General features: G+C 34.8%; 23 protein-coding genes. 20 read left to right on the top strand and 3 right to left on the bottom strand.

The genetic code is table 11. From position 1 onward, the window contains the following. Window positions 1–5 precede the first annotated feature (5 nt). From HMPREF1252_RS05505 to HMPREF1252_RS05440, 14 genes are all read left to right on the top strand, one after another. Window positions 6–1,007, top strand: a complete 1,002-nt coding sequence (locus HMPREF1252_RS05505; protein WP_023059694.1) for a V-type ATP synthase subunit C — start codon at window positions 6–8, stop codon at window positions 1,005–1,007. After that, the gene (locus HMPREF1252_RS05500) at window positions 1,000–1,308 is read left to right on the top strand and encodes a V-type ATP synthase subunit F (protein WP_023059747.1); all 309 of its coding nucleotides are present in this window, start codon (window positions 1,000–1,002) and stop codon (window positions 1,306–1,308) included. Before HMPREF1252_RS05505 ends, HMPREF1252_RS05500 begins: the two co-directional genes overlap by 8 nt. 15 nt (window positions 1,309–1,323) lie before the next feature. Next, window positions 1,324–3,093, top strand: coding sequence for a V-type ATP synthase subunit A (locus tag HMPREF1252_RS05495; RefSeq protein WP_023059752.1), 1,770 nt, complete (start codon window positions 1,324–1,326; stop codon window positions 3,091–3,093). Continuing rightward, window positions 3,086–4,462: a V-type ATP synthase subunit B gene (locus HMPREF1252_RS05490; protein ID WP_023059705.1), complete on the top strand. Its 1,377-nt coding sequence runs from the start codon at window positions 3,086–3,088 to the stop codon at window positions 4,460–4,462. The genes HMPREF1252_RS05495 and HMPREF1252_RS05490 overlap by 8 nt, the downstream gene beginning before the upstream one ends. A gap of 4 nt (window positions 4,463–4,466) precedes the next feature. Further along, complete coding sequence (locus tag HMPREF1252_RS05485) at window positions 4,467–5,159, top strand: V-type ATP synthase subunit D (protein ID WP_008902724.1); 693 nt, start codon at window positions 4,467–4,469, stop codon at window positions 5,157–5,159. Between the two features lie 111 nt (window positions 5,160–5,270). Continuing rightward, window positions 5,271–5,927, top strand: coding sequence for a DNA alkylation repair protein (locus HMPREF1252_RS05480; RefSeq protein ID WP_023059710.1), 657 nt, complete (start codon window positions 5,271–5,273; stop codon window positions 5,925–5,927). A 62-nt stretch (window positions 5,928–5,989) separates the two neighbouring features. Beyond that, window positions 5,990–7,738 carry a proline--tRNA ligase gene (locus HMPREF1252_RS05475; RefSeq protein ID WP_023059683.1) on the top strand — a complete coding sequence of 583 codons (1,749 nt, stop codon included), beginning with the start codon at window positions 5,990–5,992 and terminating at the stop codon, window positions 7,736–7,738. A 9-nt stretch (window positions 7,739–7,747) separates the two neighbouring features. Further along, window positions 7,748–7,966 (top strand): YdbC family protein, encoded by a 219-nt coding sequence (locus HMPREF1252_RS05470; protein ID WP_008902721.1) that lies wholly within the window; start codon window positions 7,748–7,750, stop codon window positions 7,964–7,966. Between the two features lie 25 nt (window positions 7,967–7,991). Beyond that, window positions 7,992–9,353 carry a trigger factor gene (gene tig / locus HMPREF1252_RS05465; protein ID WP_023059696.1) on the top strand — a complete coding sequence of 454 codons (1,362 nt, stop codon included), beginning with the start codon at window positions 7,992–7,994 and terminating at the stop codon, window positions 9,351–9,353. A gap of 91 nt (window positions 9,354–9,444) precedes the next feature. Next, window positions 9,445–10,029, top strand: a complete 585-nt coding sequence (gene clpP, locus HMPREF1252_RS05460) for an ATP-dependent Clp endopeptidase proteolytic subunit ClpP (RefSeq protein WP_023059679.1) — start codon at window positions 9,445–9,447, stop codon at window positions 10,027–10,029. A gap of 1 nt (window position 10,030) precedes the next feature. After that, a complete protein-coding gene (gene clpX, locus HMPREF1252_RS05455) occupies window positions 10,031–11,242 on the top strand; it encodes an ATP-dependent Clp protease ATP-binding subunit ClpX (protein WP_023059746.1) in 1,212 nt (403 codons plus the stop codon). Window positions 11,243–11,255: 13 nt separating this feature from the next. Further along, window positions 11,256–13,556, top strand: coding sequence for an endopeptidase La (lon, locus tag HMPREF1252_RS05450; protein ID WP_008902717.1), 2,301 nt, complete (start codon window positions 11,256–11,258; stop codon window positions 13,554–13,556). Next, the gene (gene yihA, locus HMPREF1252_RS05445; protein WP_023059751.1) at window positions 13,553–14,155 is read left to right on the top strand and encodes a ribosome biogenesis GTP-binding protein YihA/YsxC; all 603 of its coding nucleotides are present in this window, start codon (window positions 13,553–13,555) and stop codon (window positions 14,153–14,155) included. Before lon ends, yihA begins: the two co-directional genes overlap by 4 nt. Window positions 14,156–14,294: 139 nt before the next feature. After that, window positions 14,295–15,011, top strand: coding sequence for a hypothetical protein (locus HMPREF1252_RS05440; protein WP_023059725.1), 717 nt, complete (start codon window positions 14,295–14,297; stop codon window positions 15,009–15,011). Between the two features lie 70 nt (window positions 15,012–15,081). Here the strand turns inward: HMPREF1252_RS05440 and HMPREF1252_RS05435 are convergent, their stop codons facing one another. Continuing rightward, window positions 15,082–15,654 (bottom strand): stage II sporulation protein M, encoded by a 573-nt coding sequence (locus HMPREF1252_RS05435; RefSeq protein ID WP_023059741.1) that lies wholly within the window; start codon window positions 15,652–15,654, stop codon window positions 15,082–15,084. Window positions 15,655–15,764: 110 nt separating this feature from the next. Then, window positions 15,765–17,447 (bottom strand): M3 family oligoendopeptidase, encoded by a 1,683-nt coding sequence (locus HMPREF1252_RS05430; RefSeq protein WP_023059724.1) that lies wholly within the window; start codon window positions 17,445–17,447, stop codon window positions 15,765–15,767. Window positions 17,448–17,615: 168 nt separating this feature from the next. On the opposite strand from HMPREF1252_RS05430, the gene HMPREF1252_RS05425 reads away from it, so the two are divergent. Together HMPREF1252_RS05425 and phaC are read left to right on the top strand one after the other, a co-directional pair. After that, window positions 17,616–18,686, top strand: a complete 1,071-nt coding sequence (locus HMPREF1252_RS05425; RefSeq protein ID WP_023059723.1) for a poly(R)-hydroxyalkanoic acid synthase subunit PhaE — start codon at window positions 17,616–17,618, stop codon at window positions 18,684–18,686. Window positions 18,687–18,695: 9 nt separating this feature from the next. After that, a complete protein-coding gene (gene phaC, locus HMPREF1252_RS05420) occupies window positions 18,696–19,766 on the top strand; it encodes a class III poly(R)-hydroxyalkanoic acid synthase subunit PhaC (RefSeq protein WP_008902711.1) in 1,071 nt (356 codons plus the stop codon). A 102-nt stretch (window positions 19,767–19,868) separates the two neighbouring features. Here phaC and pgeF read toward each other — a convergent pair whose 3' ends face one another. Continuing rightward, the gene (gene pgeF / locus HMPREF1252_RS05415; protein ID WP_023059722.1) at window positions 19,869–20,699 is read right to left on the bottom strand and encodes a peptidoglycan editing factor PgeF; all 831 of its coding nucleotides are present in this window, start codon (window positions 20,697–20,699) and stop codon (window positions 19,869–19,871) included. A 127-nt stretch (window positions 20,700–20,826) separates the two neighbouring features. On the opposite strand from pgeF, the gene HMPREF1252_RS05410 reads away from it, so the two are divergent. The 4 genes from HMPREF1252_RS05410 (at window position 20,827) to ilvA (ending at window position 24,082) form a co-directional block, all read left to right on the top strand. Beyond that, on the top strand, window positions 20,827–21,483 hold the full coding sequence (locus HMPREF1252_RS05410; RefSeq protein WP_238318190.1) for an S-layer homology domain-containing protein: 657 nt from the start codon (window positions 20,827–20,829) through the stop codon (window positions 21,481–21,483). A gap of 95 nt (window positions 21,484–21,578) precedes the next feature. Then, the gene (locus HMPREF1252_RS05405) at window positions 21,579–22,655 is read left to right on the top strand and encodes a hypothetical protein (RefSeq protein ID WP_023059728.1); all 1,077 of its coding nucleotides are present in this window, start codon (window positions 21,579–21,581) and stop codon (window positions 22,653–22,655) included. Between the two features lie 9 nt (window positions 22,656–22,664). Continuing rightward, on the top strand, window positions 22,665–22,889 hold the full coding sequence (locus tag HMPREF1252_RS05400) for a DUF951 domain-containing protein (RefSeq protein ID WP_008902707.1): 225 nt from the start codon (window positions 22,665–22,667) through the stop codon (window positions 22,887–22,889). 2 nt (window positions 22,890–22,891) lie between these two features. Further along, window positions 22,892–24,082, top strand: coding sequence for a threonine ammonia-lyase (gene ilvA / locus HMPREF1252_RS05395; protein WP_023059715.1), 1,191 nt, complete (start codon window positions 22,892–22,894; stop codon window positions 24,080–24,082). The last annotated feature ends 62 nt before the right edge of the window (window positions 24,083–24,144 follow it).

Here is a 24,144-nt window from a genome sequence, read left to right as displayed (position 1 = left end):
TTATTATGAAAAGAGAATCATTTATCCAAGCTTCTGCAACTATAAGAGTAAGAGAAAAGAAGCTACTAAACAAAAGCTACTTAAATAGAATTATAGATGCAGCAAGTCTTGAAGAAACACTTAGATTTCTTCTAGATTCTGATTATCAAACCTACATCAACAGTCTTAAAAGACCGGAGGACTATGAAGTAGCTCTATCCGAAAGAAACGAAGATTTCTTAAAGGAGCTATATAGCATAAGTCCAGACAGCATACCTATAGATCTTGTAACTCTTAAGTATCTCTACCACAATCTAAAAGTAGTGGTAAAAGAATACGTACAAGAAGAAGACTATAGCGATATGTATTTAAAAGTTAGAAACTTAAATATCGATGGATTAAAAGAAGATATAAAGGATGAAAAGAGACTTAAATCCGATGAAAATATCTACGAAGAGGTAAGGTCTGCAATAGATATCTACAATAAGACCAAGGACCCACAAGAAATCGATATTTACTTAGATAATATGTACTACAAACATCTTAAAGAGCTCGCAAAAGAATCAGAAGTTGAGCTATTTATAAAGTATGTAGAAGATTTAATAGACTTTACAAATATCAAAACTTTTATAAGATGCAGAAACCAAAAAAGAGCTGGTGAATTTCTAAACCATGTTCTAATAGATGGTGGAAACATAGATACAAAAGATTTGGTACTAAATCTTGGAAAAGAATTCGATGAAAACTCATCATTTTTAAAGAGCTCAAGGGTCTATAAATATCTAAAACTTGGCATCGAAGATTACAGGAAGTCAGGATCCCTATCAATATTTGAAAAATTGATGGACGACTACTTTGTAGAACTTATAAAGGATGTCAAACAGATAATCTTTGGACCGGAGGTAGTATTTGCCTATGCTCTTTCCAATGAAATACAGACTAGAAATCTAAGAATTATTCTAATATCTAAGTTAAACGGTCTTTCTTCAGAATTTATAAGAGAAAGGTTGCGTGAAACCTATGTATAAGATTGCAGTTGTAGGAGATAAGGATTCTGTACTAGCTTTCAAAGCCCTAGGAATAGACGTTAGGGTTGCCTATGAAAAAGACGATGCAAGAAGCGCGATAGACTCTCTAGCAAATGATGGTTATGGCGTAATCTTCGTAACTGAAGAGCTAGCAGATAAGATAGAAGAAACGATAGAAAGATATAATAACAAAATTATTCCTGCTGTTATACTTATTCCATCCAATAAGGGAACATTAAATATTGGTATGAACAAAATAAGTGAAAATGTTGAAAAGGCAGTAGGTTCTAATATATTGTAAGAAGGAGGAACTTTATTGAAATCAGGACGTGTAATTAAAGTATCCGGACCTCTTGTTGTAGCAACTGGCATGGAAAATGCCAATGTTTACGACGTTGTTGAAGTTTCAAAAAATAAAATAATTGGAGAAATAATCGAGATGAGAGGCGGGGATGCTTCCATCCAGGTATACGAAGAAACGACTGGTATCGGTGTAGGAGATGAAGTAGTAACAACAGGCTCTCCTCTTTCTGTGGAACTTGGACCAGGCCTTTTAGAAACCATGTTTGATGGTATCCAAAGACCTCTTGTTGCACTTAAAGACAAAGCGGGAGACTTCCTACTTAGAGGTTCAGAAGTACATTCTCTAAATAGAGAAAAGAAATGGGATTTCGTACCAGTTGCCAAAGTTGGGGACGAACTTGAAAGCGGAGACGTACTTGGTACCGTTCAAGAAACAGTAGTTGTAAAACACCTTATCATGGTTCCAAATGGAATCGAAGGTAAGCTTGTAGATATTAAGAGTGGAAGTTTTACAGTTGACTCTGTAATCGCCACAATTGAAACAAAAGATGGTAAAAAAGATTTAACCATGATACAAAAATGGCCAGTTAGACGAGGAAGACCTTACAAGAAAAAGGTTGACCCTAAGACTCCTCTAGTAACTGGACAAAGAGTTATAGATACATTCTTCCCAGTTACCAAGGGTGGAACAGCAGCAATCCCAGGACCATTCGGATCTGGTAAGACAGTAGTTCAACATCAGCTTGCTAAATGGGCAGACGCTGAAATAGTTGTATACGTAGGCTGCGGCGAACGTGGAAACGAAATGACCGACGTAATGATGGAATTCCCAGAGCTAATAGATGCTAAAACAGGCGAATCTATCATGAAGAGAACCGTTCTTATCGCAAACACTTCAAACATGCCGGTAGCAGCGAGAGAAGCATCTATATACACAGGAATAACAATTTCTGAATACTATAGAGACATGGGATATTCTGTAGCTATGATGGCCGACTCTACATCAAGATGGGCAGAAGCCCTTCGTGAAATGAGTGGTCGTCTGGAAGAAATGCCTGGTGACGAAGGTTACCCAGCATATCTAGCATCCAGAGTTGCAGATTTCTACGAAAGAGCAGGAAGAGTTATATGTAATGGACACGATGGAAGGGAAGGAGCACTTACAGCAATAGGTGCAGTAAGCCCTCCAGGAGGAGATATTTCAGAACCAGTTTCTCAAGCAACACTTAGAATCGTAAAAGTATTCTGGAAACTTGACTATGACCTATCATACAAGAGACACTTCCCAGCTATTAACTGGCTAGATTCATATTCACTATATCAAGATAAGATTGATAAGTTTATTGACCATGAAGTAAGCTCAGAATTTTCAAAGAATAGACAAGAAGCAATGAGTCTACTACAAGAAGAAAGTGCATTACAAGAAATTGTAAGACTAGTTGGTCGTGACTCACTATCTGAAGAAGATCAACTTAAACTTGAAGTTACCAAGTCTCTTAGAGAAGACTTCCTTCAACAAAATGCTTTCCACGATGTAGATACCTATTGTTCTCTAAAGAAACAAGATCTTATGATGAAATTAATTCTAGGATTTTATCACAGTGCAAAAGACGCTCTAAAACATGGAGCATATCTATCTGAAATAGAAAATCTACCAGTTAGAGAAAGAATTGCAAGATCTAAGAATATTGAAGAAACTAATTTAGCAGAATTTGATGTAATATTAGATGAAATAAAAGAAGAACTTGAAGGACTTAGAAAAGGAGGATCTATAAATGCTTAAAGAATATAAATCAGTCACAGCAGTAGTAGGACCTCTTATGACCGTAGAAGGAGTAGAAGGGGTAACCTACGAAGAACTTGTAGACATAGAACTTCAAACCGGCGAAAGAAGAAGAGGCCGTGTAATCGAAGTAAATGGCGACAAGGCAATGGTTCAAATCTTCGAAGGTTCTCAAGGTATAAACCTTCCAGAAACCAAGGTTAGATTCTTAGGAAGACCTCTTGAACTAGGAGTATCTCCTGACATGATCGGTAGAATCTTTGACGGACTTGGTCAACCAATTGACAACGGTCCAAAGATTATTCCAAAGATGAAGCTCGACATAAACGGATCAGCAATAAACCCAGCGAGCCGTGACTACCCATCAGAATTTATTCAAACAGGTATTTCAACCATAGACGGACTTAACACATTGGTAAGAGGACAAAAGCTTCCTATATTCTCAGGGGCAGGACTTCCTCACAACAACGTAGCAGCACAGATTGCAAGACAAGCAAGAGTACTTGGAACAAACGATAAGTTCGCGGTAGTATTTGCTGCAATGGGAATCACATTTGAAGAAGCACAATTCTTTATAGATGACTTCACAGAAACAGGAGCAATCGACAGAGCAGTTCTATTTATGAACCTTGCTGACGACCCTGCAATCGAAAGACTTGCAACACCTAAGATGGCTCTAACCTGTGCAGAATATCTAGCATTTGAAATGGGAATGCACGTACTAGTTATCATGACAGACATGACCAACTACGCAGAAGCACTTCGTGAAGTATCTGCAGCTAGAAAAGAAGTACCAGGAAGACGTGGTTATCCAGGATACCTATACACTGACCTGTCAACTATCTATGAAAGAGCAGGAAGAATAAAAGGACGTGACGGATCAATAACACAAATTCCTATACTAACCATGCCTGAAGATGATATCACTCACCCAATCCCAGACTTAACAGGATATATAACAGAAGGACAAATAATCCTTTCAAGAGATCTTTATAAACAAGGAATTGAACCACCTATAAACGCAATCCCTTCATTATCAAGACTTAAAGATAAGGGAATTGGAGAAGGCAAGACTAGAGAAGACCACGCTGACACCATGAACCAAATCTACGCAGCATACACTTCAGGTAAAGATGCAAAGGAACTTTCAGTAATCCTAGGTGAAACAGCACTATCAACAGCAGATAGAGCATTTGCAAAATTCTCAGATGAATTCGAAGCAAGATATGTAAACCAAGGATACTACACAAATAGAACCATAGAAGAAACTCTAGATCTTGGTTGGGATCTTCTAAGGATCATACCAAGAACAGAACTTAAGAGAATTAAGGACGCACTTCTTGATAAATATCTAGATGGAAATAGGTGATTAGATGGCACTTCTTAAAGTAACTCCTACGAGGATGAACCTATCTGCACTTAAGACTAGACTTGCAACATCTACTCGTGGACACAAACTTTTAAAAGATAAACAAGATGAGCTCATGAGAAGATTTATAGAGACGGTAAGACACAATAAGACCCTTAGGGAAGAAGTAGAAGAAGAACTTTCAAAATCATTTAAAGATTTTCTACTAGCTTCAGCTCTAATGAGTCCAGAGATGCTAAAAGAAGCGGTGTCTATGCCAACTCAAGAAACCTTTGTAGATATTACAAAGAAGAATGTTATGAGTGTAGAAATCCCTATAATGGAGTTTGAAACTAAAAAACTCACAGAAGGCGGATCCATTTATCCATACGGATTTACTGAAACTACTGCCGACTTAGACATGGCTGTAGAAAAGTTAAATAGAGTAATGTCAAAACTTTTAGAACTTGCCCAAGTAGAAAAATCTGCCCAACTAATGGCGGACGAAATCGAAAAGACGAGAAGAAGAGTAAACGCTCTTGAATATAGAACAATCCCAGATCTCGAAGAAACGATTAAGTTTATAAGACAGAAACTAGATGAAAACGAAAGAGCAAATATCACAAGACTTATGAAAGTTAAAGATATTATTTCAAAAGAAGAAAATAAACCGCCTAAGATAGAATTTGAAGTAGATGAATTAGAAGTTAAGATGTAATTTATCTATAAAAATCTCAATATAATAGAAGAAAAACAAAATGCCAATGGGCATAGGAGTGTTTAGAGGTAGGTGTAATACCTACCTTTTTTATGTTTTTGTGGAGATAAAATGAATTTAGAAAAGTATATCGATCCAAGTTACAGGGAGTTTAACTCAAAACTTATTCCTGGTGTAGAAAATGTTTTGGGAATAAGGATTCCTGTTCTTAGAAATATTGTAAAAGAAATGAGTGAAGAGGAGAGGGAAGTATTTTTAAACTCTCTTCCTCATAAGTATCACGAAGAAAATATTATGCACATGATAATTATCACTGAAGAAAAAAATTTTGATAAAGCAAAAGAAATGCTTTTAAACTTTCTACCATATGTAGATAATTGGCAGGTATCCGATGTAGGTATACCGAAATCTTTTAAAAGTACAAAGGATAGAGAAGGTTTACTTAATTTTGTAAAAAATTTAATTTCTAAGGAAGGTACATATTTTAAGAGGTATGGAATCTCTATTCTTATGAAATTATTTCTAGGTGACTTCTATAATAGTGAAGTCTTAGATATGGTAGCGAACATCAAATCGAAAGAGTACTATGTCAACATGATGAGAGCATGGTTTTTTCAAGAAGCAATGGTTAAAAGATGTGATGACGCTATAAAATATTTGGAAGAAAAAAAGCTTGATAGATTTACCCATTTAAAAACCATATCGAAATGTGTAGACTCTAGAAAAATAGATGAAAAAACGAAACTATATCTTAAGTCTTTGAGATAATACTTGCAAGTTTTAGGCTATAATAATATAATCATAGATGATTATAAAGAGATGGAGGAATTATGAGACTAACAAAGCTTTACATGCCTACTTTGAGAGAGGTACCAACAGATGCTGAAGTGGAATCACACAAGCTTCTTTTAAGAGCAGCGATGATTAGAAGATCCACTACAGGCATTTACTCATACCTGCCACTTGGTTATAGAGTTGTAAGAAAAATTGAACAGATTGTTAGAGAAGAAATGGATAGAGCCGGTTCTCAAGAGATACTTATGAGTGCTATTCAACCTGCAGAAATATGGGAAGAATCAGGCAGATGGGATAAGTTCGGGCCGGAAATGTTTAAATTAGTAGATAGAAATGGAAGAGACTTCTGTCTTGGACCTACTGCTGAAGAATACTTCACCACACTTGTTAAGGATGAAGTAAGTTCATATAAACAACTACCGCTTAATATTTATCAAATACAGACAAAATATCGTGACGAAAAGAGACCAAGATTTGGTATAAATCGTGCAAGGGAATTCTTGATGAAGGACGCTTATTCATTCGATAAGGATGAAGAAGGCCTACAAAAATCTTACGATATGTACTACAAAGCATATCAAAATGTTTTCGATAGACTTTCCCTTGATTACAAAATTGTAGAAGGTGACAATGGTGCAATGGGAGGACATATGTCCCATGAATTTATTGCCCTTTCTGAAACAGGGGAAGGAATAATTTTCTATTCTGAAAACAGCGACAAGGCTTATACAGAAGAAAAGGCTCCTGTTCACTATGACTTTGTAGACACAAGCGAACCTTTGGAAAAGGAAGAAGTTGAAACTATCGGAGCTAAGACCATTGCAGATTTGTCAGAACTTTTAAATGTAGAAGAAAAGAGATGTGCAAAGGCTATTGACTTAACCATAGAAGGCAAACCAGTAATAGTATTTATTCCTGGGGACAGAGAACTAAATATGGCAAAGTTAATTTCATACCTTGGAGTACCAGAGCATGAAATTGAATTTATGTCAGATGAAGATATTATAAAGATAGATTCTCATCCAGGTTACACAGGACCTATTGGTCTAAACAAAGATGTAAGAGTTATATTAGATAAATCAATTACAAAGATAAATAACCTTGTTGTGGGAGCTAATAAAAAGGACTACCACATAAAGAATGTTTGTTACGAAAGAGATTTCACTGGAGAAGTAGTAGAAGATCTACTTATGGCAGTGGAAGGGGACAAGATTCCTGGCACTGACGAGGTTTACAAGACTCGCCGTGGTATAGAAGTAGGAAATATTTTCCAACTTGGAACTAAGTATTCAGAAGCTTTAGATGCTACATTCTTAGATGAAAATGGAAAGAGTCAGTACTTTGTCATGGGATCTTATGGAATTGGAGTTACTAGATCTGTAAGTGCTGTAGTTGAACAGTACCATGATGAGTATGGAATTGTTTGGCCTATGGCAATTGCTCCATACCAAATAATAATAACTGTTATGAATCCTAAGAAAGAAGAACAGCTTGAACTTGGAGAAAAGATTCACGCAGCTCTTGTGAATATGGGTTATGAAGTTCTTCTTGACGATAGAAATGTGGGGGCTGGAGTTAAATTCAACGATAGAGATTTAATAGGAATCCCACTTAGAATTACCGTTGGCAAGAAGGCGCAAGACTCAATAGTGGAATTTTCAAGAAGAGACAATAGAGAAAATATTGAAATGACTTCGAAGGAAGCTATAGATAGAGTTGTAAGTGAAATGATAGAAGAAAGCGGAATTGAAGAAGCTTTAGAAGATCTATTAAAATCATTTTAGGAGAATAAAATGGCAGATTTCAAATTTGAAATAATAAAAAATATAGCAGTCCTTTCTGAAAATGCAAAAGGCTGGACCAAAGAATTTAATCTTGTGAGCTGGAATGACAGACCTGCCAAGTACGACATTAGAGAGTGGTCTCCAGATCACAAAGCAATGGGAAAGGGAATAACCTTAACTGAAGAAGAAGTAGGACTTATTATAAAAGGATTAAACGAGAATAAATAGTGGTAAGAATAACTAGGAGGAAAATATGACCGAAATTTTAAAGAGAGAAAACAACAAAGTATATTTTGATATAACACTTCCAAAAGAAGAAGTGAAAAAAGCTGAAGTAGTAGCTTATAACAAATTAAAGAAGACCGTTCAAATTCCAGGATTCAGAAAAGGACACGCTCCTAAGATGATCATTGAAAATGTATATGGAAAGGGAATCTTCTTAGAAGACGCAGTAAACGAACTTCTTCCAAAATATTATGAAGAAGCAATAAAAGAACTTAAGCTAGAAGTTGTAGATCAACCAGATGTTGATTTTGACGAAAACATCTCATCTGATGAAGATGTAGTTTGTCACTTCTCAGTATTTGTAAAACCAGAAATCGAAATCGAAAAGTACAAAGGTCTAGAAGTTGAAGATGCTAAACACGAAGTTACAGATGAAATGCTTGACGAAGATCTAAAGAGACAACAAAAGATGAACGCAAGATCTGTTAACATCGACGATAGAGCTGCTGCAGAACATGACAAGGTAAATATAGACTTCGAAGGATTTATCGATGGCAAAGCATTCCCAGGTGGAAAGGGTGAAAACCAAGACCTAGAACTAGGATCAGGCACATTCATTCCTGGATTTGAAGAACAAATAATTGGTAAAAATATCGGGGATGAGTTTGACGTAGTTACAAAATTCCCAGAAGATTACCATGCAGAAGAGTTCAGAGGAAAAGAGGCTACATTTAAAACAAAACTTAACTCTATAACTGTGGAAGAACTTCCAGAAATAGACGATGAATTTATAAAAGATATCTCCGAATTTGACACAGTTGACGAATACAAAGCTGATTTAAGAAAGAAACTTGAAGAAGAAGCTGAAAAGAGAACTAAGTTAGATAGAGAAGGAAATGTTCTTAAAAAGATTGCTGAAAAAGTAGAAGTTGATCTACCAGAAAGAATGGTAGAAGACGAAGTTGATAGAACTATCCAAAGCTACAACCAAAGCATGCAAGGACAAGGAATCACTCTTGAACAATACCTACAAATGCTAGGAACCGATATAAACACATTTAGAGAAGGTCAAAAAGAACAAGCTAAGGCTTCTATTATTAGCAGACTTATCGTTGAAAAAATAGTTGAACTTGAAAATATCGAAGTTACAGACGAAGAAGTTGAAGCTGAAATAGACAAAGTTTTAGGCGAATACTTCAAAGATGATGCAGAAAAGAGAGAAGACATGAAGAAGATGATGCTTGAAACTAATAAAGCTGCAGTTGAAGATGATTTAAAAGCAAGACGCGCTCTAGATATTCTTGTAAACGAAAATAAATTCGTTGAAAAGAAAGAAGAAAAGAAAGCAGCTAAGAAAGAAACTAAAAAAACAGCTAAAAAAGAAAGATAAGACTGAAAGAAAAGAAGACAAAAAAAGTAAAAAAAATCTGAAGAAAAAGAAGAAAAGAAGGAAGACTAATTAAATAGAAAGAAGTGATAATATGGCATTAGTACCTACAGTCATTGAGATGACAAACCGTGGCGAAAGAGCATATGATATTTACTCAAGACTTTTGAAGGAAAGAATTATATTTATTTCAGGAGAGATAAATAATGTTACAGCTGACTTAGTCGTTGCTCAACTTTTATTCCTAGAGTCTGAAGACCCAAATAAAGATATCCAAATATATATCAATTCACCAGGTGGTTCAGTAAGTGCAGGATTTGCTATTTTTGACACTATGAATTATATAAAACCGGATGTTTCAACTATCTGTATAGGCATGGCTGCATCTATGGGAGCATTCCTACTTGCAGCAGGTAAAAAAGGTAAGAGATTTGCACTACCAAACTCTGAAATTATGATTCATCAACCACTTGGTGGAGCACAAGGACAAGCCTCAGATATTATGATTCACGCGGAAAAAATAATAGAAATTAGACAGAGAATAAATAAAATACTTGCAGAAGAAACGGGTCAACCTTTGGAAAAGATTGAACACGATACAGATAGAGACTATTTCCTAAGTGCAGATGAAGCCAAGGAATATGGTTTAATAGATAATGTAATAAGAGAAAGAGAGTAAAATGTCAGAAGATAAAATAAAATGCTCTTTTTGTGGAAAAACTTCTGACCAAGTAAAAAGACTCATAGCTGGTCCAGATGCATATATTTGCAACGAATGTGTAGAACTATGTGAAAGTATACTGGATGACGAGCTAAGAGAAAGTGAAGAATTGGATTTTGATTTTGAACTTAAGACACCAAAAGAAATAAAAGAAGTCTTAGATTCATACGTTATAAAACAAGAAGCAGCCAAGAAAGCCTTGGCTGTTGCTGTATATAACCATTACAAAAGAATTCATCACAAATCAGAAGAAGTTGAGTTACAAAAGAGTAATATCCTTATGATAGGACCTACCGGTTCTGGTAAGACACTTCTTGCACAGACTTTGGCAAAGATAATAAATGTACCATTTGCCATTGCAGATGCAACTTCATTAACTGAAGCAGGATACGTTGGAGAAGACGTAGAAAATATACTACTAAAACTTATACAAGCCGCAGACTATGATATAGAAAAAGCGGAAATGGGAATTATCTATATTGACGAAATAGATAAGATAGCTAGAAAATCTGAAAATGTTTCAATAACAAGAGACGTTAGTGGTGAAGGAGTTCAACAGGCACTTCTAAAAATAATAGAAGGCACTATTGCAAATGTACCTCCACAAGGAGGAAGGAAGCATCCTGCCCAAGAATTTATCCAATTTAACACAGAGAATGTACTATTTATCTGTGGAGGAGCATTCGATGGACTTGCTCCAATTATTGAACACAGAGTTGGCAAGAACTCCATAGGTTTTGGACAAACAGTCATCTCTGAAACAGAAAGAGATAAAAATATATTGTCCAAACTACACACAGAAGACCTAATTAAATTTGGACTTATTCCAGAATTAATAGGTAGACTTCCGGTTACAGTAACACTTGAAGAATTAGATGAAGAAGCTCTAGTGGAAATCCTAAAGACTCCAAAGAATGCTCTCGTAAAACAATATACCGAGCTTTTAAAATTAGATGGAGTAGATCTTAAGTTCGAAGAAGAAGCTCTTAAATATATAGCTTCTATGGCGATTAAGAAAAAATCTGGAGCTAGAGGACTACGTGGAGTAATAGAAGATACTATGATGGATGTTATGTTTGAAATTCCATCACAAGACAATATACAAGAAGTGATCATTACCAAAGAATCAGTAGAAGGAAAAGAACCAGTAAAGATAATTAAGAAGAAATAACTTTGGTGATTAAATGAATATAGAAAAAATGCCGATGATTCCTCTTAGAGGAATCGTTGTTTTTCCAGGCATGGTAACCCATTTTGATTGTGGAAGAGATAGAACCATAGGAGCTATCGAAGAATCTGAAATTAGAAATTCTAAAGTATTTCTAGTTTCGCAAAAAGATGAAGAAGTAGAAGATCCTACTATGGATGAAATCTACACAGTGGGCGCCATCGCCAGCATAAAACAAATTTTAAAAATCCCTGGAGGAATAGTTAGAATACTAATCGAAGGGGAAAAGAGAGGAAGAATAATATCTTCCGAAGAAAAAGAAAAGTACACAGAAGTCGAAGTGGAAGTATTTGAATCTAAAGATATAGAGATGAATTCAAATGTGGAAGCTTTGGTGAGACTCTGTGAAAAAGATATACAAGAGTATTCTGAAATGGATCAGAAGATGTTACCTGGAATGCTCGACTCTCTAATAAACAAGGATACTCCGGAAACAATGATGGACACAGCATGTTGCTACATCGATCTATCCGTTGAGAATGCCCAAGAAATATTAGAGGTAGAAGATTTAGAAGAAAGACTGGAAATATTCCACGAAATCTTTTCAAAAGAAGTTGAACTTTTAAAGATAGAAAGAGAAATCGACACAAGGGTTAAATCCCAACTGGACAAGATGCAAAAAGAATACTATCTAAAAGAACAGCTTGAAGTTATAAAGAAGGAACTTGGAGAAGAGAAAGAATCCGATGAATATACGAAGAAACTTGAAGAGAAAAATCTTCCAGAAGAAATAAGAGCAAGAGCTCAAAAAGAAATTGAAAAGTTAAGCACCATTTCGGTTCAATCTCCGGAATATGCGGTAATTATGAATTACCTCGACTGGATAATGGACCTACCTTGGAATGATAGTGCTGAAGAAAATATAGATATTAAAAACGCTAGAAAGATCTTAGACAAAGAACATTACGGACTAAAAAAAGTAAAAGAGAGAATTCTAGAATTTATTGCAGTTAGAAAATTAAATAAGGGTGCGAAGGGACCGATTCTATGTTTAGTAGGGCCTCCAGGAGTGGGTAAGACTTCTATTGCAAGTTCAATTGCCCATGCCCTAGACAAAAATTTTGTAAGGATGAGCCTTGGAGGAGTGACTGATGAAGCAGAGATCAGAGGACACAGAAGAACTTATATAGGTGCGATGCCTGGACGAGTTATAAGTCTTATGAAGGAAGCTAAGCAGAAAAATCCAGTGTTCCTTATGGATGAAATAGACAAGGTTGGAAATAACTACAGAGGAGATCCAGCATCAGGACTTCTAGAAGTGCTAGATCCTGTGCAAAATAAAACTTTTACCGATCACTATATGGAACTTCCATTTGATCTTTCAGAAGTTTTCTTTGTAACGACAGCCAACACCACATCTACTATCCCTGGACCACTTCTAGACAGAATGGAAATTATAAATCTAGAAGGTTACACACCAAATGAAAAATTCAACATTGCGAAGAGATACTTGGTGCCAAGGCAACTTAAAGAGAGTGGACTAAGCGAAGAAAATGTAACTATTTCCGACGGAGCAATAGAAGATATAATCGCTTACTACACGAGAGAAGCTGGAGTTAGAACTCTAGAGCAAAATATTTCTAAAATAATTAGAAAAGCTGCAATGAACATTGTAGAAGGAGAAAAAGAAAAGATCTCCATCACTAAGAAGAATTTAAATAAATTCCTTGGAGAAAAGATATTTTTATTCGACTTGGTGAATAAAGAGAATCAAGTGGGAGTAGTAAACGGTCTAGCTTGGACTGCTGTGGGAGGTACAACACTTACCATTGAAGCAACAGTTATGAAGGGCAAGGGCAACCTAACTCTTACAGGTTCACTTGGAAATGTAATGAAGGAATCTGCAACAGCAGCAGTTTCATATATAGCTGCAAACGCAGAGAAATTTAATATAAAAGAAGATTTCAGACAGAAAAACGACATCCACATCCATGTTCCAGAAGGAGCAGTGCCAAAGGATGGACCATCTGCAGGTGTGACAATTACAACGGCGCTCGTATCCGCACTTACAAAGCGTCCAGTGAGAAGAGATGTCGCCATGACAGGAGAGATAACTCTTCGTGGAAGAGTCCTTCCAATTGGTGGGCTTAAAGAAAAACTTTTGGCGGCACAGAGAATGGGAGTTAAGACTGTTATAATTCCTAAGGAAAATATAAGAGATCTAAACGAAATCGAGGACAATGTAAAGAATCTTCTTGAAATCATTCCAGTAAGCGATGCGGAAAAAGTAATCGAAATAGCATTGGAGCAAAAATGAATCTAAATAACGCAAAATTAGAAAAAGTTTCAGTTCATAGAGACACATACCCAGATGAGAATCTCATGGAGATAGCATTTGCAGGAAGAAGTAATGTGGGCAAGAGTTCATTTATAAATTCTATGCTAGGAAGAAAAAACTTGGCTCGTACAAGTTCAAGCCCTGGTAAGACTAGAACTATTAACTTTTATAATATCGATGATGAACTTAGACTTGTGGATCTTCCGGGATATGGTTATGCAAAAGTGTCTAAGGAAGAAAAATCTTCATGGGCTAAGATTATAAATGAATATTTAGAATCTAGAGAAAATTTAAAAGAAGTTTTTCTACTTGTAGATATAAGACACGACCCGACAAAACAAGATATAGAGATGTTTAGATTTATACAAGAAGCAGGTTTTGTAGGAATAGTTGTAGCTACAAAATCTGACAAAATTTCAAAATCCAAAGCAATAACTCAAATTAAAAATATAGCAAAAGTTCTAAAAATTGAAAATACTGACTATATAATCCCTTATTCTTCCGTGGACAAAAACATGGTGGATGAAATGTGGATGGTCATAAAGGATCTTTTAGAATATCATAATGAAGCCGACTAGTTCGGCTTTTTTAAATTTTTTGTAAATTATTTAAACGCGTTCAAACTTTTAAATTTAAAATTCATAAACTATTTATATAGATATATGGTAAAATTTAATAAGAATAAGAGGTAATATAATTTAATAAAAAGGAGAAGCTATGGATAAGGATAATATTTTAAAAGAGATAAGAGAAGACTTAGTGACCTTAGTAGAAAAGATTAGTTACGATAATTATGACGAAATATTAAACAAAATCGAAAAGTATGTAAATTTAATCGAAAATATTAATGAACTACCTATACTTTCTGATGAAGAATTGTATAGAAATTACTACCAAGAAGAATCTTATGAAAGTGACGAAGCACAAAAGAGAAGGATTAGCTACCACAATAGATCTACTAATGAATGCCTAGGACAACTAAGACTTAAACTCCAAGGTGGAGAGATAGAAGACTTCGGAGTATATGTACCAGAAAAATTTATAAGAATTAACGAACTAGATGAAGGTGATTGGATCAAGGCTACACCAATATTTCAATACAATTTCCAACCTGGAAGAGTTAAGTATCGCTACGAAATAGTTGAAAAATTAGATGAACCAGAAGAAACAAACAGACGCGAAGTTAAGTATGCAGAAGTTAAAAACGATAAGATTTTAAATACACTTTATATTGACTCAACCTACAAACAAAATCTTCCGTTAGTCATAACTCTTTCTGATTATGATGTAGAAAAATTCAGCCTTGTTGAAGGAGATATAGTGGACTACAGATATTGGGAACCAAATGTACTCCAAGGTAAAGTAGTGTGGAGGTACGAAATAGATAGCGAAGAAGAAGGTCTAAGCCTCGACGAAGATGAAGAAGAAATATAAATAAAAATTTTATAAAAAATAAAAAGTGGTCTAAGCCACTTTTTTTAATGCAAATTTTTATAATTTTTATTTATAGGTTTGGAACCATTCCGCCAAGTAGTGAAGGAGTTACATATGCTTCTACAAATGCTGCAACTATTAGTAGTGGAACTACTATGGTTATAAATTTAGTCCCTAGTTCCTTTAATGTTTCTACTACACTTATATCTTTTCTTCTAATCTTTTTAATCACTGTCAAACAGAGTTTAACTCCCATCGCTGCAGAAATTACAAGGGCGGGGATTTCAAATATTCCGTGGGGAAGGATTCCTCTTATACATAGTGCAACCACATTAATTCCATTTGAATAGAATAGTTTAAATAGAGAACCAATGATGGCTCCATTTAAAAATATTCCGATAAGTGGTAAGAATATAAAAGGAACTATTCCAGATATAAACATTACAAGAGATGCAGTAACATTGTTCTTTAAAAGCCCAAGGGCTGTTACACGTCCATCAGGAGCAAGGATATCTGTCTTTCCTTCGAAGAAATTCTTTATCATTTCATTTGCAGCTTCTGGTTTAATGTATAGGAACAAAAGAATCATTCCCAGGATAAAAACCACCAAGGAAACAATTATTTCTTTTCTTAGATTTTTCATAATTCACCTCAAATCTTTTAGTAAAAATTTTATTCATTTATATATTACCCGAATAGTGTTTAGCACACACAAAAAAAGGAAGCCGTAGCCTCCTTTAAATTTTAAAATATTTAGAACTTAATAGAATCTAAAATTTCTTCTAGTTTTGGAATTATCTTTTCCAAAGTTCCTTCCACCATTGGGTTTTCAAGTTTACCAATCTTCATAAGTCCGAAGAATGATTCTGATCCACCAGCTTTACATAGAGTTAAGTATTCATCGAATGCCTTATCTCTATTTTCAAGTGATTTTATTAAGAATTGGAATGCGCAAACTTGTGCAAGGGTGTAGTCGATATAGTAGAATGGAGTGTTGAACACGTGACCTTGTCTAAACCAATAAGTTCCTTTCTTTAGGAATTCATTGTCTGCGTAGTCAACGTTTGGTCTGTACTTCATTTCTATTTCGTGGTATTTTTTCTTTCTTTCTTCTGGAGTTGCTTCAGGATTTTCATAAACGAAGTGTTGGAATTCGTCGATAGTTACTCCGTATGGCAAGAATTCAATAGCTCCAGATAGATGTGAATTTTTAAATCTATTTACAGCTTCGCCGAAGAATAGTTCCATCCAAGGCCATGTTAAAAATTCCATAGACATTGAGTGGATTTCGCAAGCTTCATAGGTTGGCCATCTATATTCAGGCACAATCATATTTCTTGAGCTGTAAACTTGGAAAGCATGTCCTGCTTCGTGGGTTACAACTTCTACGTCTCCTTGAGTTCCGTTGAAGTTTGAGAAGATAAATGGAACCTTGTAGTTTGGAATATCTGTGCAGTAACCACCAGCTTGTTTACCTGGTTTTGCAACTAGATCCATAAGTTCCATTCCAGTCATAACATCTATAAATTCACCAGTTTCTTTTGAAAGTTCGTGGTACATTTTGATAGCTTGGTTAACTATAAATTCAGGATCTCCAATTGGATTTGGATTTCCTTCTTTGAATGAGAATCCCCAGTCATAGTATTTGAAGTCGTCCTTAAGTCCAATTCTTTCAGCTTGTTTTTCACGAAGTTTTACTGCAAGAGGAGTGAAGTTCTTGTAGATGTATTCTCTATATCTCTTAACATCTTCAGAATTATAATCTGTTCTATATAGGAATTTGTATTGAAGATCTACATAGTTTTTGTATCCTAGAGCTAGAGCCATTTCGTTTCTAACTTTTACTAAGTCGTCATAGATTTTGTCAAACTCAGCTTCGTTTTCTTCGAAGAATTTAGTAATCGCTTCGTGAGCTTCTTTTCTAGTCTTTCTATCTGCAACTTGAGTATAAGGACCCATTTGAGCAAGAGTGTTTGTCTTGCCGTCGAAGTCGATCTTTGCAGAAGCGATAAGTTTGTTGTACTTAGAAACCAAAGCATTTTCCTTTTGCATAAATGGAATAGCTTCTTCCTTCATAACAAGTGAGCATTCAAGGATTTCGAAGTAATGTGGTCCAAAATGTTTTTTCAAATCTTCTAGATGTTTTGAAGAAAGAATAGTTTTATTAGCTTCAACAGCTAGGTTAGAAAAAAGTGGTCCTACTTCATCAAAATATTCGTTTTCCTTTTCGTAAAATTCATCTCTTGTGTCAATTGAATGGCGCACTGAACATAGAGTTGCATTGGTAGCAAAGTCGTCAGAAAGCTTGTTCCATTCATTGATAGTAGTAATTTGTTCTTCTAGAGTTTGATCTTTGAAGTTTTTAAAAAGTTCTTCATAGTTCTTCTTAGATTTTTCAAAGTCAGGTCTAGTGTAAGTCATTTCATTAAATTTCATTCGAATACCTCCAATAAATATATTAACATAAATAAAATAAATATTAAATGGAAAGGTTTACAAGAATTTAGCTGAATTTTTAGAAAAATTTTTCGAATTAATTGTTTAAAGTATGAATTATAATGGATAAATAGGGTATAATATTACTATAGTAAAAGGAGGAAGATCATGGATAAAGATTTTAATTTTTTTGAAGCGATTTTAAACACAAACAAACAGATGACAGAAAGCTGGCAAGAAACTATAAACAACTTCACAAAGAATATAAACGCACCATTTAATATTTCAAATCCATTTGAAGGATACCAAAAAATGATGAGTTCAATGTCAGGTAGCCCTTTATTTTCTTTTGATGGATCCACATCAGACATCTTTCAAAAGATGAACCAAGGTGCAGAAATATACTACAACATGTACAAGCTTTACAGCGACATTTATGAAAAAAACCTAGAACCTACCAAGGATAACATAGAAAAAGTAATAAAAGAATATATGAATTCCACAACAGAATATATGAACAAATATATTATGCCTTATCTGCCAAAAGAAGTACAAGATGTGCTTCAAAAGGCAGAAGATATTGGAACTTCATACCAAAGTTCAATGGATGCAATCTATGGACCATGGAAAGATAATGCAAAGGACTTAGCTGATTCATACGCTAAGGGACTTTTCCAAGATCCAGAAGCATTCATAGAATATTTTGACAAATGGAAAGAAAACTATAAAAATACCTTTGGCAAGATGTTAAATATGCCGATGATGGGTATTTCAAGAAATGCTCAACAAGATAAACTTCAAACATTAGATAGATATATCAAGTACTTGACCTACTCAACAGAACTTTCATTTAAACTTCAAACATTGGTAAAAGAAACCACAGAAAATGTAATCAGAGAATCATTTGAAATTATGAAGACCGAAAAGACTCCTAAGACTTTCGAAGAGTTCTACAATTATTGGAGAGATTCTCTATCCAGAAACTTCGACAGACTATTCTACTCAGATGAATTTTCTAAATTCCTAGGTGGATTTGTAGATTCTGTACTAAGTCTTAAGATTCAAATGGATAAGGTAATCATAAATGCACTTAAATATTTACCAATCCCAACCAACAAGGACATGGACTCACTTTATAAGACAGTTCACGATCTAAAGGCAGAAGTTAGAAAACAAAGAAGAGAAATCAGAAACTTAACAGATGAGCTAGAAACTCTTAAAAAAGGGAAAAGCAAATAGGAGGATCAAATGAAAAATTTATTTGACATGGGAGTAGGAGAATCACTATTACAGATAATGGGCTCACAAGAAAAGATGGTTAAGGGAATAGAAACTCTAATGAATGTGGACTATTCTGGATACAACCAAACTCCAAAGGAATTAGTATTCCAAATGGACAAGATGAAGCTCTACCACTACAAACCTAGAGTTGAAAATACAACTAAGACTCCACTAATCGTAGTGTATGCTCTTGTAAATAAAGAATATATGATGGATATCCAACCTGATAAATCCATGATGAGAAAACTTCTTGAAGGTGGAATAGATGTATATATTATAGATTGGGGATATCCAACAGCAGATGATAGATACCTAACCTTAGGGGACTACATCAATGGATATATAGATGAAGCGGTTGAATTTGTAAGAAGAGATAAAAAAGTAGACAAAGTAAACTTAATGGGTATCTGCCAAGGTGGTACATTCTCATTTATCTACACAGCAACCCACCAAGAAAAGATTAAAAATCTTGTATCACTAGTAACTCCAATAGACTTCGATCAAGACGATGGACTTCTATTTAAATGGGGACCACATCTAAATGCAGATAAAATGGTAGAAGCATTTGGAAACGTGCCAGGAGACTTTATGAATGCTGGATTTGTGTTCTTAAAACCATACGATCTTATGATAGATAAGTATATTGGAGTAATAGACACACTAGATGACGAAGAAAAACTTGCAAACTTCTTAAGAATGGAACAATGGATCTTCGATTCACCGGACCAAGCAGGGGAAGCTTATCGTGAATTCCAAAACGAAATGTATCATAAAAACAGCTTGATAAAAGGTGAATTCTATCTAGAAGGAGAAAAAGTTGATCTTAAGAACGTAACTTGCCCAGTGCTTGCGATGCTTGGTACAAAGGATAACCAAGTGCCACCATCAGCAACTAGACCAATTCCAGAAGCGATAGGCTCAAAAGACTGTGAACTGGTAGAAATAAACACAGGACATATAGGACTATTCGTAAGTGGAAGAAGTCAAAGGGAAGTAAGTCCAAAGATAATAGAATTCTTAACTAAGAGAGATAAATAAAAAATTAAAAGGAGGTATGACCTCCTTTTTTAATGCAAATCTAGAAGAGATTTACAAAATTATTCTGTTTAGATTAGATTTTTTTAAAAAATAAAAATAGTTTTATTTAATCATAGTAAGAATAGCATTTAAACCGTAGCCTTCGCCTTCTTCTCTTGCAGAGTGAATCCTAGGATTTCCAAATGTAAATTCTGGGGATACCTCGATATTTTCTTCTTTTATTCCAAGGGATGTAAGAACTAAATAGTTTGCAAGTTTCATATTTAAATAGTATTTATCCTCTTTCGTTTTAGATTTATTAAATGCAGTTAAGATATGAGGGACCTCATCTGAAATTTTTAAAAATTCGTCGTAAACATCGAGACCAACTTCATAATTTTCCTGCCCGATAGAAGGACCGATGTAGGCATGTATATTTTTTATAGAACTACCGAGACTCTCCATAGCTTCGATGGTGGATTTTGAAACTCCTCCGACGGTTCCTCTCCAACCAGAATGGCATGAGCCTAAGATTTTCTTGTTAGAATCATAGAAGACAATCGGTGTGCAGTCGGCAAACTTTATAAGGAGAATTTCATTTTTTCTATTCGTAACGATGCCATCTGAATCCATAAAAATTCTTCCGTATACAAATGGTTTATCTTCATCTTTTTCAATTATTCGTACATTTTTTGAATGGGTTTGAAAACAGGAGTAGACTTTTGCATTTAAATTTTCGCTTTTAAGAATATTTTTTACATCTAAAGCTACTTTATCACCTACGGTTTTAAATCTAAAATCATAGGGAATTCCATAAACCTTAGAAAATAAATCTCTAAAAGATTTTGAACGTGGACCTATATGATCAGAAGATTTATCGGAATTTTCAACTAAAAAATTACTATCTATATCATTTGATTTTAATATTTTTTCATTTGAATTATCATTTTTCATAATATCACCGAGTTTATTTTATCAAATATTTCATAAGTATTACAATTTAAAAAAATATGTAACATAAACATAATATATATAGACGCCTAGAGTTGATATAATGTATGTAGTTGGAAGTGGTGAGAATATGAAAATGCATAAGAAAATTCTTGTACTACTCCTTTCAGTATGTATTTTAATACCAAACTTTGCAAGCGCCAAAAGTTTTTTGGATACGAGAGATCACTGGTCAAGAGAATATGTGGACAAATTATCGGACATGGGGCTTATCTCTGGTTATGATGGTGGTTATTTCAAACCGGATCAAACTATGTCAAGGGTTGAGTTTTATGCTGTCGTTAATCAAATGGCAAACCTTAAAAAAACTTATCCGATCTTCTTCACAGATGTAAACCAAAATGACTGGTTCTACAAGGAAGTTCAAAAAGCTGTCAAGGCTGGTTATATCGTACCAACTTCAGGACCTCTAAATCCTAATGCTGATATAACTAGAATTGAAGTTGTGAAGGTACTTGGTTATATGTACAATTTAAAGAAGAAAGCTGCACCAGATTTTAAAGACATACAGAATTTAAGTGAATCTGACAAGGGAAGCCTTGGAGCTTTAGTATCTGTAGGAGCGCTTGGTGGATATGCAGATGGAAATTTCAAACCAGGTGGTGCAGTATCTAGAGCAGAGATTTCGAGAATACTGATAGGTTTAATTGATAAAGCAGGTCTTCCAGCTGAAAGATCAGTACCAGATAGCAAGATCAAATTTGGAGAAAAAGATCTATATGAGTAAGAGTGCCCAGGCACTCTTTTTCATTTTTTTGTAAAAATATATTATTATTTTTGAAGTAAATAATTCTAAATGATATAATAAATTTGGAGGACGGTATGGAATTTATCAAAGAAAATAAAAAAAAGGTTTTTATAGGAGCTTCTTTTTTCATTGTTTTAATAACACTACTTTTTAATATTGGCAATATTTCAGGATCAAAGATGATGATTAAGGTTAAAACTCCGGGTTTCGTTGAAAATGCTCAAGATTTTCACATAACCTCGTCTACCATTATGATCTTTGATGGAAGCTACCTTTACATTACCGACAAGGATGGAGAACTTCTTAGAAAGATAGACAAATCTCAAGAGACCTATGTATCTTTCTTCGCAGGTAATTTCGGATTTCTCTACGATGAGGATCTAAAGAAACTTTACAAGTACGGAGAAAACGGGGAGTACCTAGGAAGCATAACTACAAATATTGACGTTTACAATATTGAAGAACAAGGTTCAAAGATAGTGCTTCATTTAAAAGAGGGAAATAGAGAAGAAATATCTATTCTAGATGGACTAACTATTAAAAATGTATACAAGACAGACAACTACATAACATCCATGTATGTGGTAAATGAAAAGAATTATGCTGTATCTGAGATAAGCCCTTATGCACAGGGTTACAAGACCATACTTACAATATCTGATGGTCAAGTTAAAAAGACGGACTACAATCAAGAAGTGGGACTATCACTAAATATAAAAGATAGAAAGGTATTTTTTATAACTGACAAAAACATATACAAGATCACACCGGATAAGATAGACAAAAAAGATATTCCTAATATTTCAGATGTTCTCTATAGAAATTCACATATTTACCTACTTCACAGTGGAATTCTATCAAAATATAATTTAAATCTAGATGAAACTGACAAGATGATAGTAGCAGCAAATGTTACAAGACTTAAAGATGTGGGAGGAAGCATCTATGCCTATGGAGAAAGTGACATAGGTGGAGAAATAGGTACATCTCAAGAGTTTTATACCAGACTCGGTTCGGGTATAGAAAGAATGGAAGTCGGTGGAGTTACCGTAGCCACATTAAAAGATGGCAAGGTAAACATCTACAAAATAGTCTCTTCACGTTCTGTTAACAAGAATACGATGAGAGATATTTCAGGGGAAAATGATTAGGAGGTGAACATGCTATATTATGAACTAGGGGATATAGTAACTTTGAAGAAGCCCCATGCATGTGGAGAAAATGAATGGGAAATCACAAGACTCGGTATAGACATGAAATTAAAATGCCTAAACTGTGAAAGAGTTGTATGGATATCTAGAATCGACTTCGAAAAGAGAGTAAGAAAAATTAAAGTCGATGATAAATTCATAAGTATAGTTCACCACGAGAAAAAAGAGGAGTAAAAATGGACGTTCAAAAAATTTACGATGCAAGAGAAAGACTAAAAGGTCATATCAAAGAAACACCAGTAGTAAAGGCTCCAAACCTAGGAGATGACATCTACCTAAAGGTTGAAGTACTTCAAGACACAGGATCATTTAAACTAAGAGGAGCATATAACAAAATTGCAACATTGACACCTGAAGAAGCAGCTAAGGGAGTTATAGCATGCTCAGCAGGAAACCACGCACAAGGTGTAGCTAAATCTGCAACAGAAAAGGGAATCAAATCCATAATCTGTATGCCACTACATGCGCCTATTTCAAAAGTTGAAGCAACAGAAAATTATGGAGCAGAAGTAGTGCTAGTTCCAGAAACATTTGACGATGCAAAAGCAAAGGCAGAAGAACTAGTAAGAGAAAAAGGATACACATTTATCGCACCATTTGATGACGAAGAAGTAATCGCTGGACAAGGAACCATTGGACTAGAAATAGCTGACCAATTACCAGGAGTAGACATAGTAGTAGTTCCAATCGGAGGCGGTGGACTAATCTCAGGGGTAGCACAAGCAATCAAAAAAGAATGCCCACATGTAAAGGTAATAGGAGTTCAAACAAAAGCAATCCCATCAATGTACGAATCCAGAAAAGCCGGAAAGATTACAGAAGTAGCTGGCGGATCAACCATAGCAGATGGAATCGCAGTAAAAGTTCCGGGCAAAATTACCTATGAAATAATAAATGAATTCGTAGATGAAATCGTACTAGTAGACGAACAAGAAATCGCAAGTGCAATCCTAACACTACTTGAAAAAGACAAAATCGTAGCAGAAGGAGCAGGAGCAACACCGGTAGCTGCAGTAATGTATGATAAATTCGAACACGCAGGCAAGAAGGTATGCTGCGTAGTATCCGGAGGAAACATCGACGTAACCAGAATTCAAAAGGTAATCGACAAAGGATTATTCAAATCAGGAAGAGCTGCAGAATACGACGTAGTACTAAACGACACACCAGGAGAAATGTCAAAACTTACAAAGATACTAGAAGAAGAAAAGACAAATATCTCTCACATAAGACAAAAGATAGAAGCACATTCTGACGCAATAGATGCAGTAATAGTAAACGTAGTAGTAAGCACAAGAAACTTTGAACACCAAAAAGAACTAGAAAGAAAACTTGCTGAACAAGGATACAAATTTACAAAAAAATAAAAATAAATTTAATTAGAGAGAAGATATGAATCAAATGGTTCATATCTTTTTTTAAGATAAAT

The organism is Peptoniphilus sp. BV3AC2, assembly GCF_000478945.1.
Classification (GTDB): domain Bacteria; phylum Bacillota; class Clostridia; order Tissierellales; family Peptoniphilaceae; genus Peptoniphilus_B; species Peptoniphilus_B duerdenii.
The sequence above is the reverse complement of the archived record's forward strand: the minus strand, read 5'-3'. Positions and strand labels throughout refer to the sequence as shown.

Excerpts from the sequence above, each read along its gene's own strand:
- HMPREF1252_RS05480 (WP_023059710.1), top strand. The coding sequence starts at position 5,271 with ATGAATTTAGAAAAGTATATCGATCCAAGTTACAGGGAGTTTAACTCA.
- HMPREF1252_RS05435 (WP_023059741.1), bottom strand. The coding sequence starts at position 15,654 with ATGAAAAATCTAAGAAAAGAAATAATTGTTTCCTTGGTGGTTTTTATC.
- HMPREF1252_RS05475 (WP_023059683.1), top strand. The coding sequence starts at position 5,990 with ATGAGACTAACAAAGCTTTACATGCCTACTTTGAGAGAGGTACCAACA.
- HMPREF1252_RS05410 (WP_238318190.1), top strand. The coding sequence starts at position 20,827 with ATGAAAATGCATAAGAAAATTCTTGTACTACTCCTTTCAGTATGTATT.
- ilvA (WP_023059715.1), top strand. The coding sequence starts at position 22,892 with ATGGACGTTCAAAAAATTTACGATGCAAGAGAAAGACTAAAAGGTCAT.
- HMPREF1252_RS05405 (WP_023059728.1), top strand. The coding sequence starts at position 21,579 with ATGGAATTTATCAAAGAAAATAAAAAAAAGGTTTTTATAGGAGCTTCT.
- HMPREF1252_RS05505 (WP_023059694.1), top strand. The coding sequence starts at position 6 with ATGAAAAGAGAATCATTTATCCAAGCTTCTGCAACTATAAGAGTAAGA.
- clpX (WP_023059746.1), top strand. The coding sequence starts at position 10,031 with ATGTCAGAAGATAAAATAAAATGCTCTTTTTGTGGAAAAACTTCTGAC.
- tig (WP_023059696.1), top strand. The coding sequence starts at position 7,992 with ATGACCGAAATTTTAAAGAGAGAAAACAACAAAGTATATTTTGATATA.
- HMPREF1252_RS05490 (WP_023059705.1), top strand. The coding sequence starts at position 3,086 with ATGCTTAAAGAATATAAATCAGTCACAGCAGTAGTAGGACCTCTTATG.
- phaC (WP_008902711.1), top strand. The coding sequence starts at position 18,696 with ATGAAAAATTTATTTGACATGGGAGTAGGAGAATCACTATTACAGATA.
- HMPREF1252_RS05425 (WP_023059723.1), top strand. The coding sequence starts at position 17,616 with ATGGATAAAGATTTTAATTTTTTTGAAGCGATTTTAAACACAAACAAA.
- HMPREF1252_RS05485 (WP_008902724.1), top strand. The coding sequence starts at position 4,467 with ATGGCACTTCTTAAAGTAACTCCTACGAGGATGAACCTATCTGCACTT.
- lon (WP_008902717.1), top strand. The coding sequence starts at position 11,256 with ATGAATATAGAAAAAATGCCGATGATTCCTCTTAGAGGAATCGTTGTT.
- pgeF (WP_023059722.1), bottom strand. The coding sequence starts at position 20,699 with ATGAAAAATGATAATTCAAATGAAAAAATATTAAAATCAAATGATATA.
- HMPREF1252_RS05500 (WP_023059747.1), top strand. The coding sequence starts at position 1,000 with ATGTATAAGATTGCAGTTGTAGGAGATAAGGATTCTGTACTAGCTTTC.
- HMPREF1252_RS05400 (WP_008902707.1), top strand. The coding sequence starts at position 22,665 with ATGCTATATTATGAACTAGGGGATATAGTAACTTTGAAGAAGCCCCAT.
- clpP (WP_023059679.1), top strand. The coding sequence starts at position 9,445 with ATGGCATTAGTACCTACAGTCATTGAGATGACAAACCGTGGCGAAAGA.
- HMPREF1252_RS05470 (WP_008902721.1), top strand. The coding sequence starts at position 7,748 with ATGGCAGATTTCAAATTTGAAATAATAAAAAATATAGCAGTCCTTTCT.
- HMPREF1252_RS05440 (WP_023059725.1), top strand. The coding sequence starts at position 14,295 with ATGGATAAGGATAATATTTTAAAAGAGATAAGAGAAGACTTAGTGACC.
- HMPREF1252_RS05430 (WP_023059724.1), bottom strand. The coding sequence starts at position 17,447 with ATGAAATTTAATGAAATGACTTACACTAGACCTGACTTTGAAAAATCT.
- yihA (WP_023059751.1), top strand. The coding sequence starts at position 13,553 with ATGAATCTAAATAACGCAAAATTAGAAAAAGTTTCAGTTCATAGAGAC.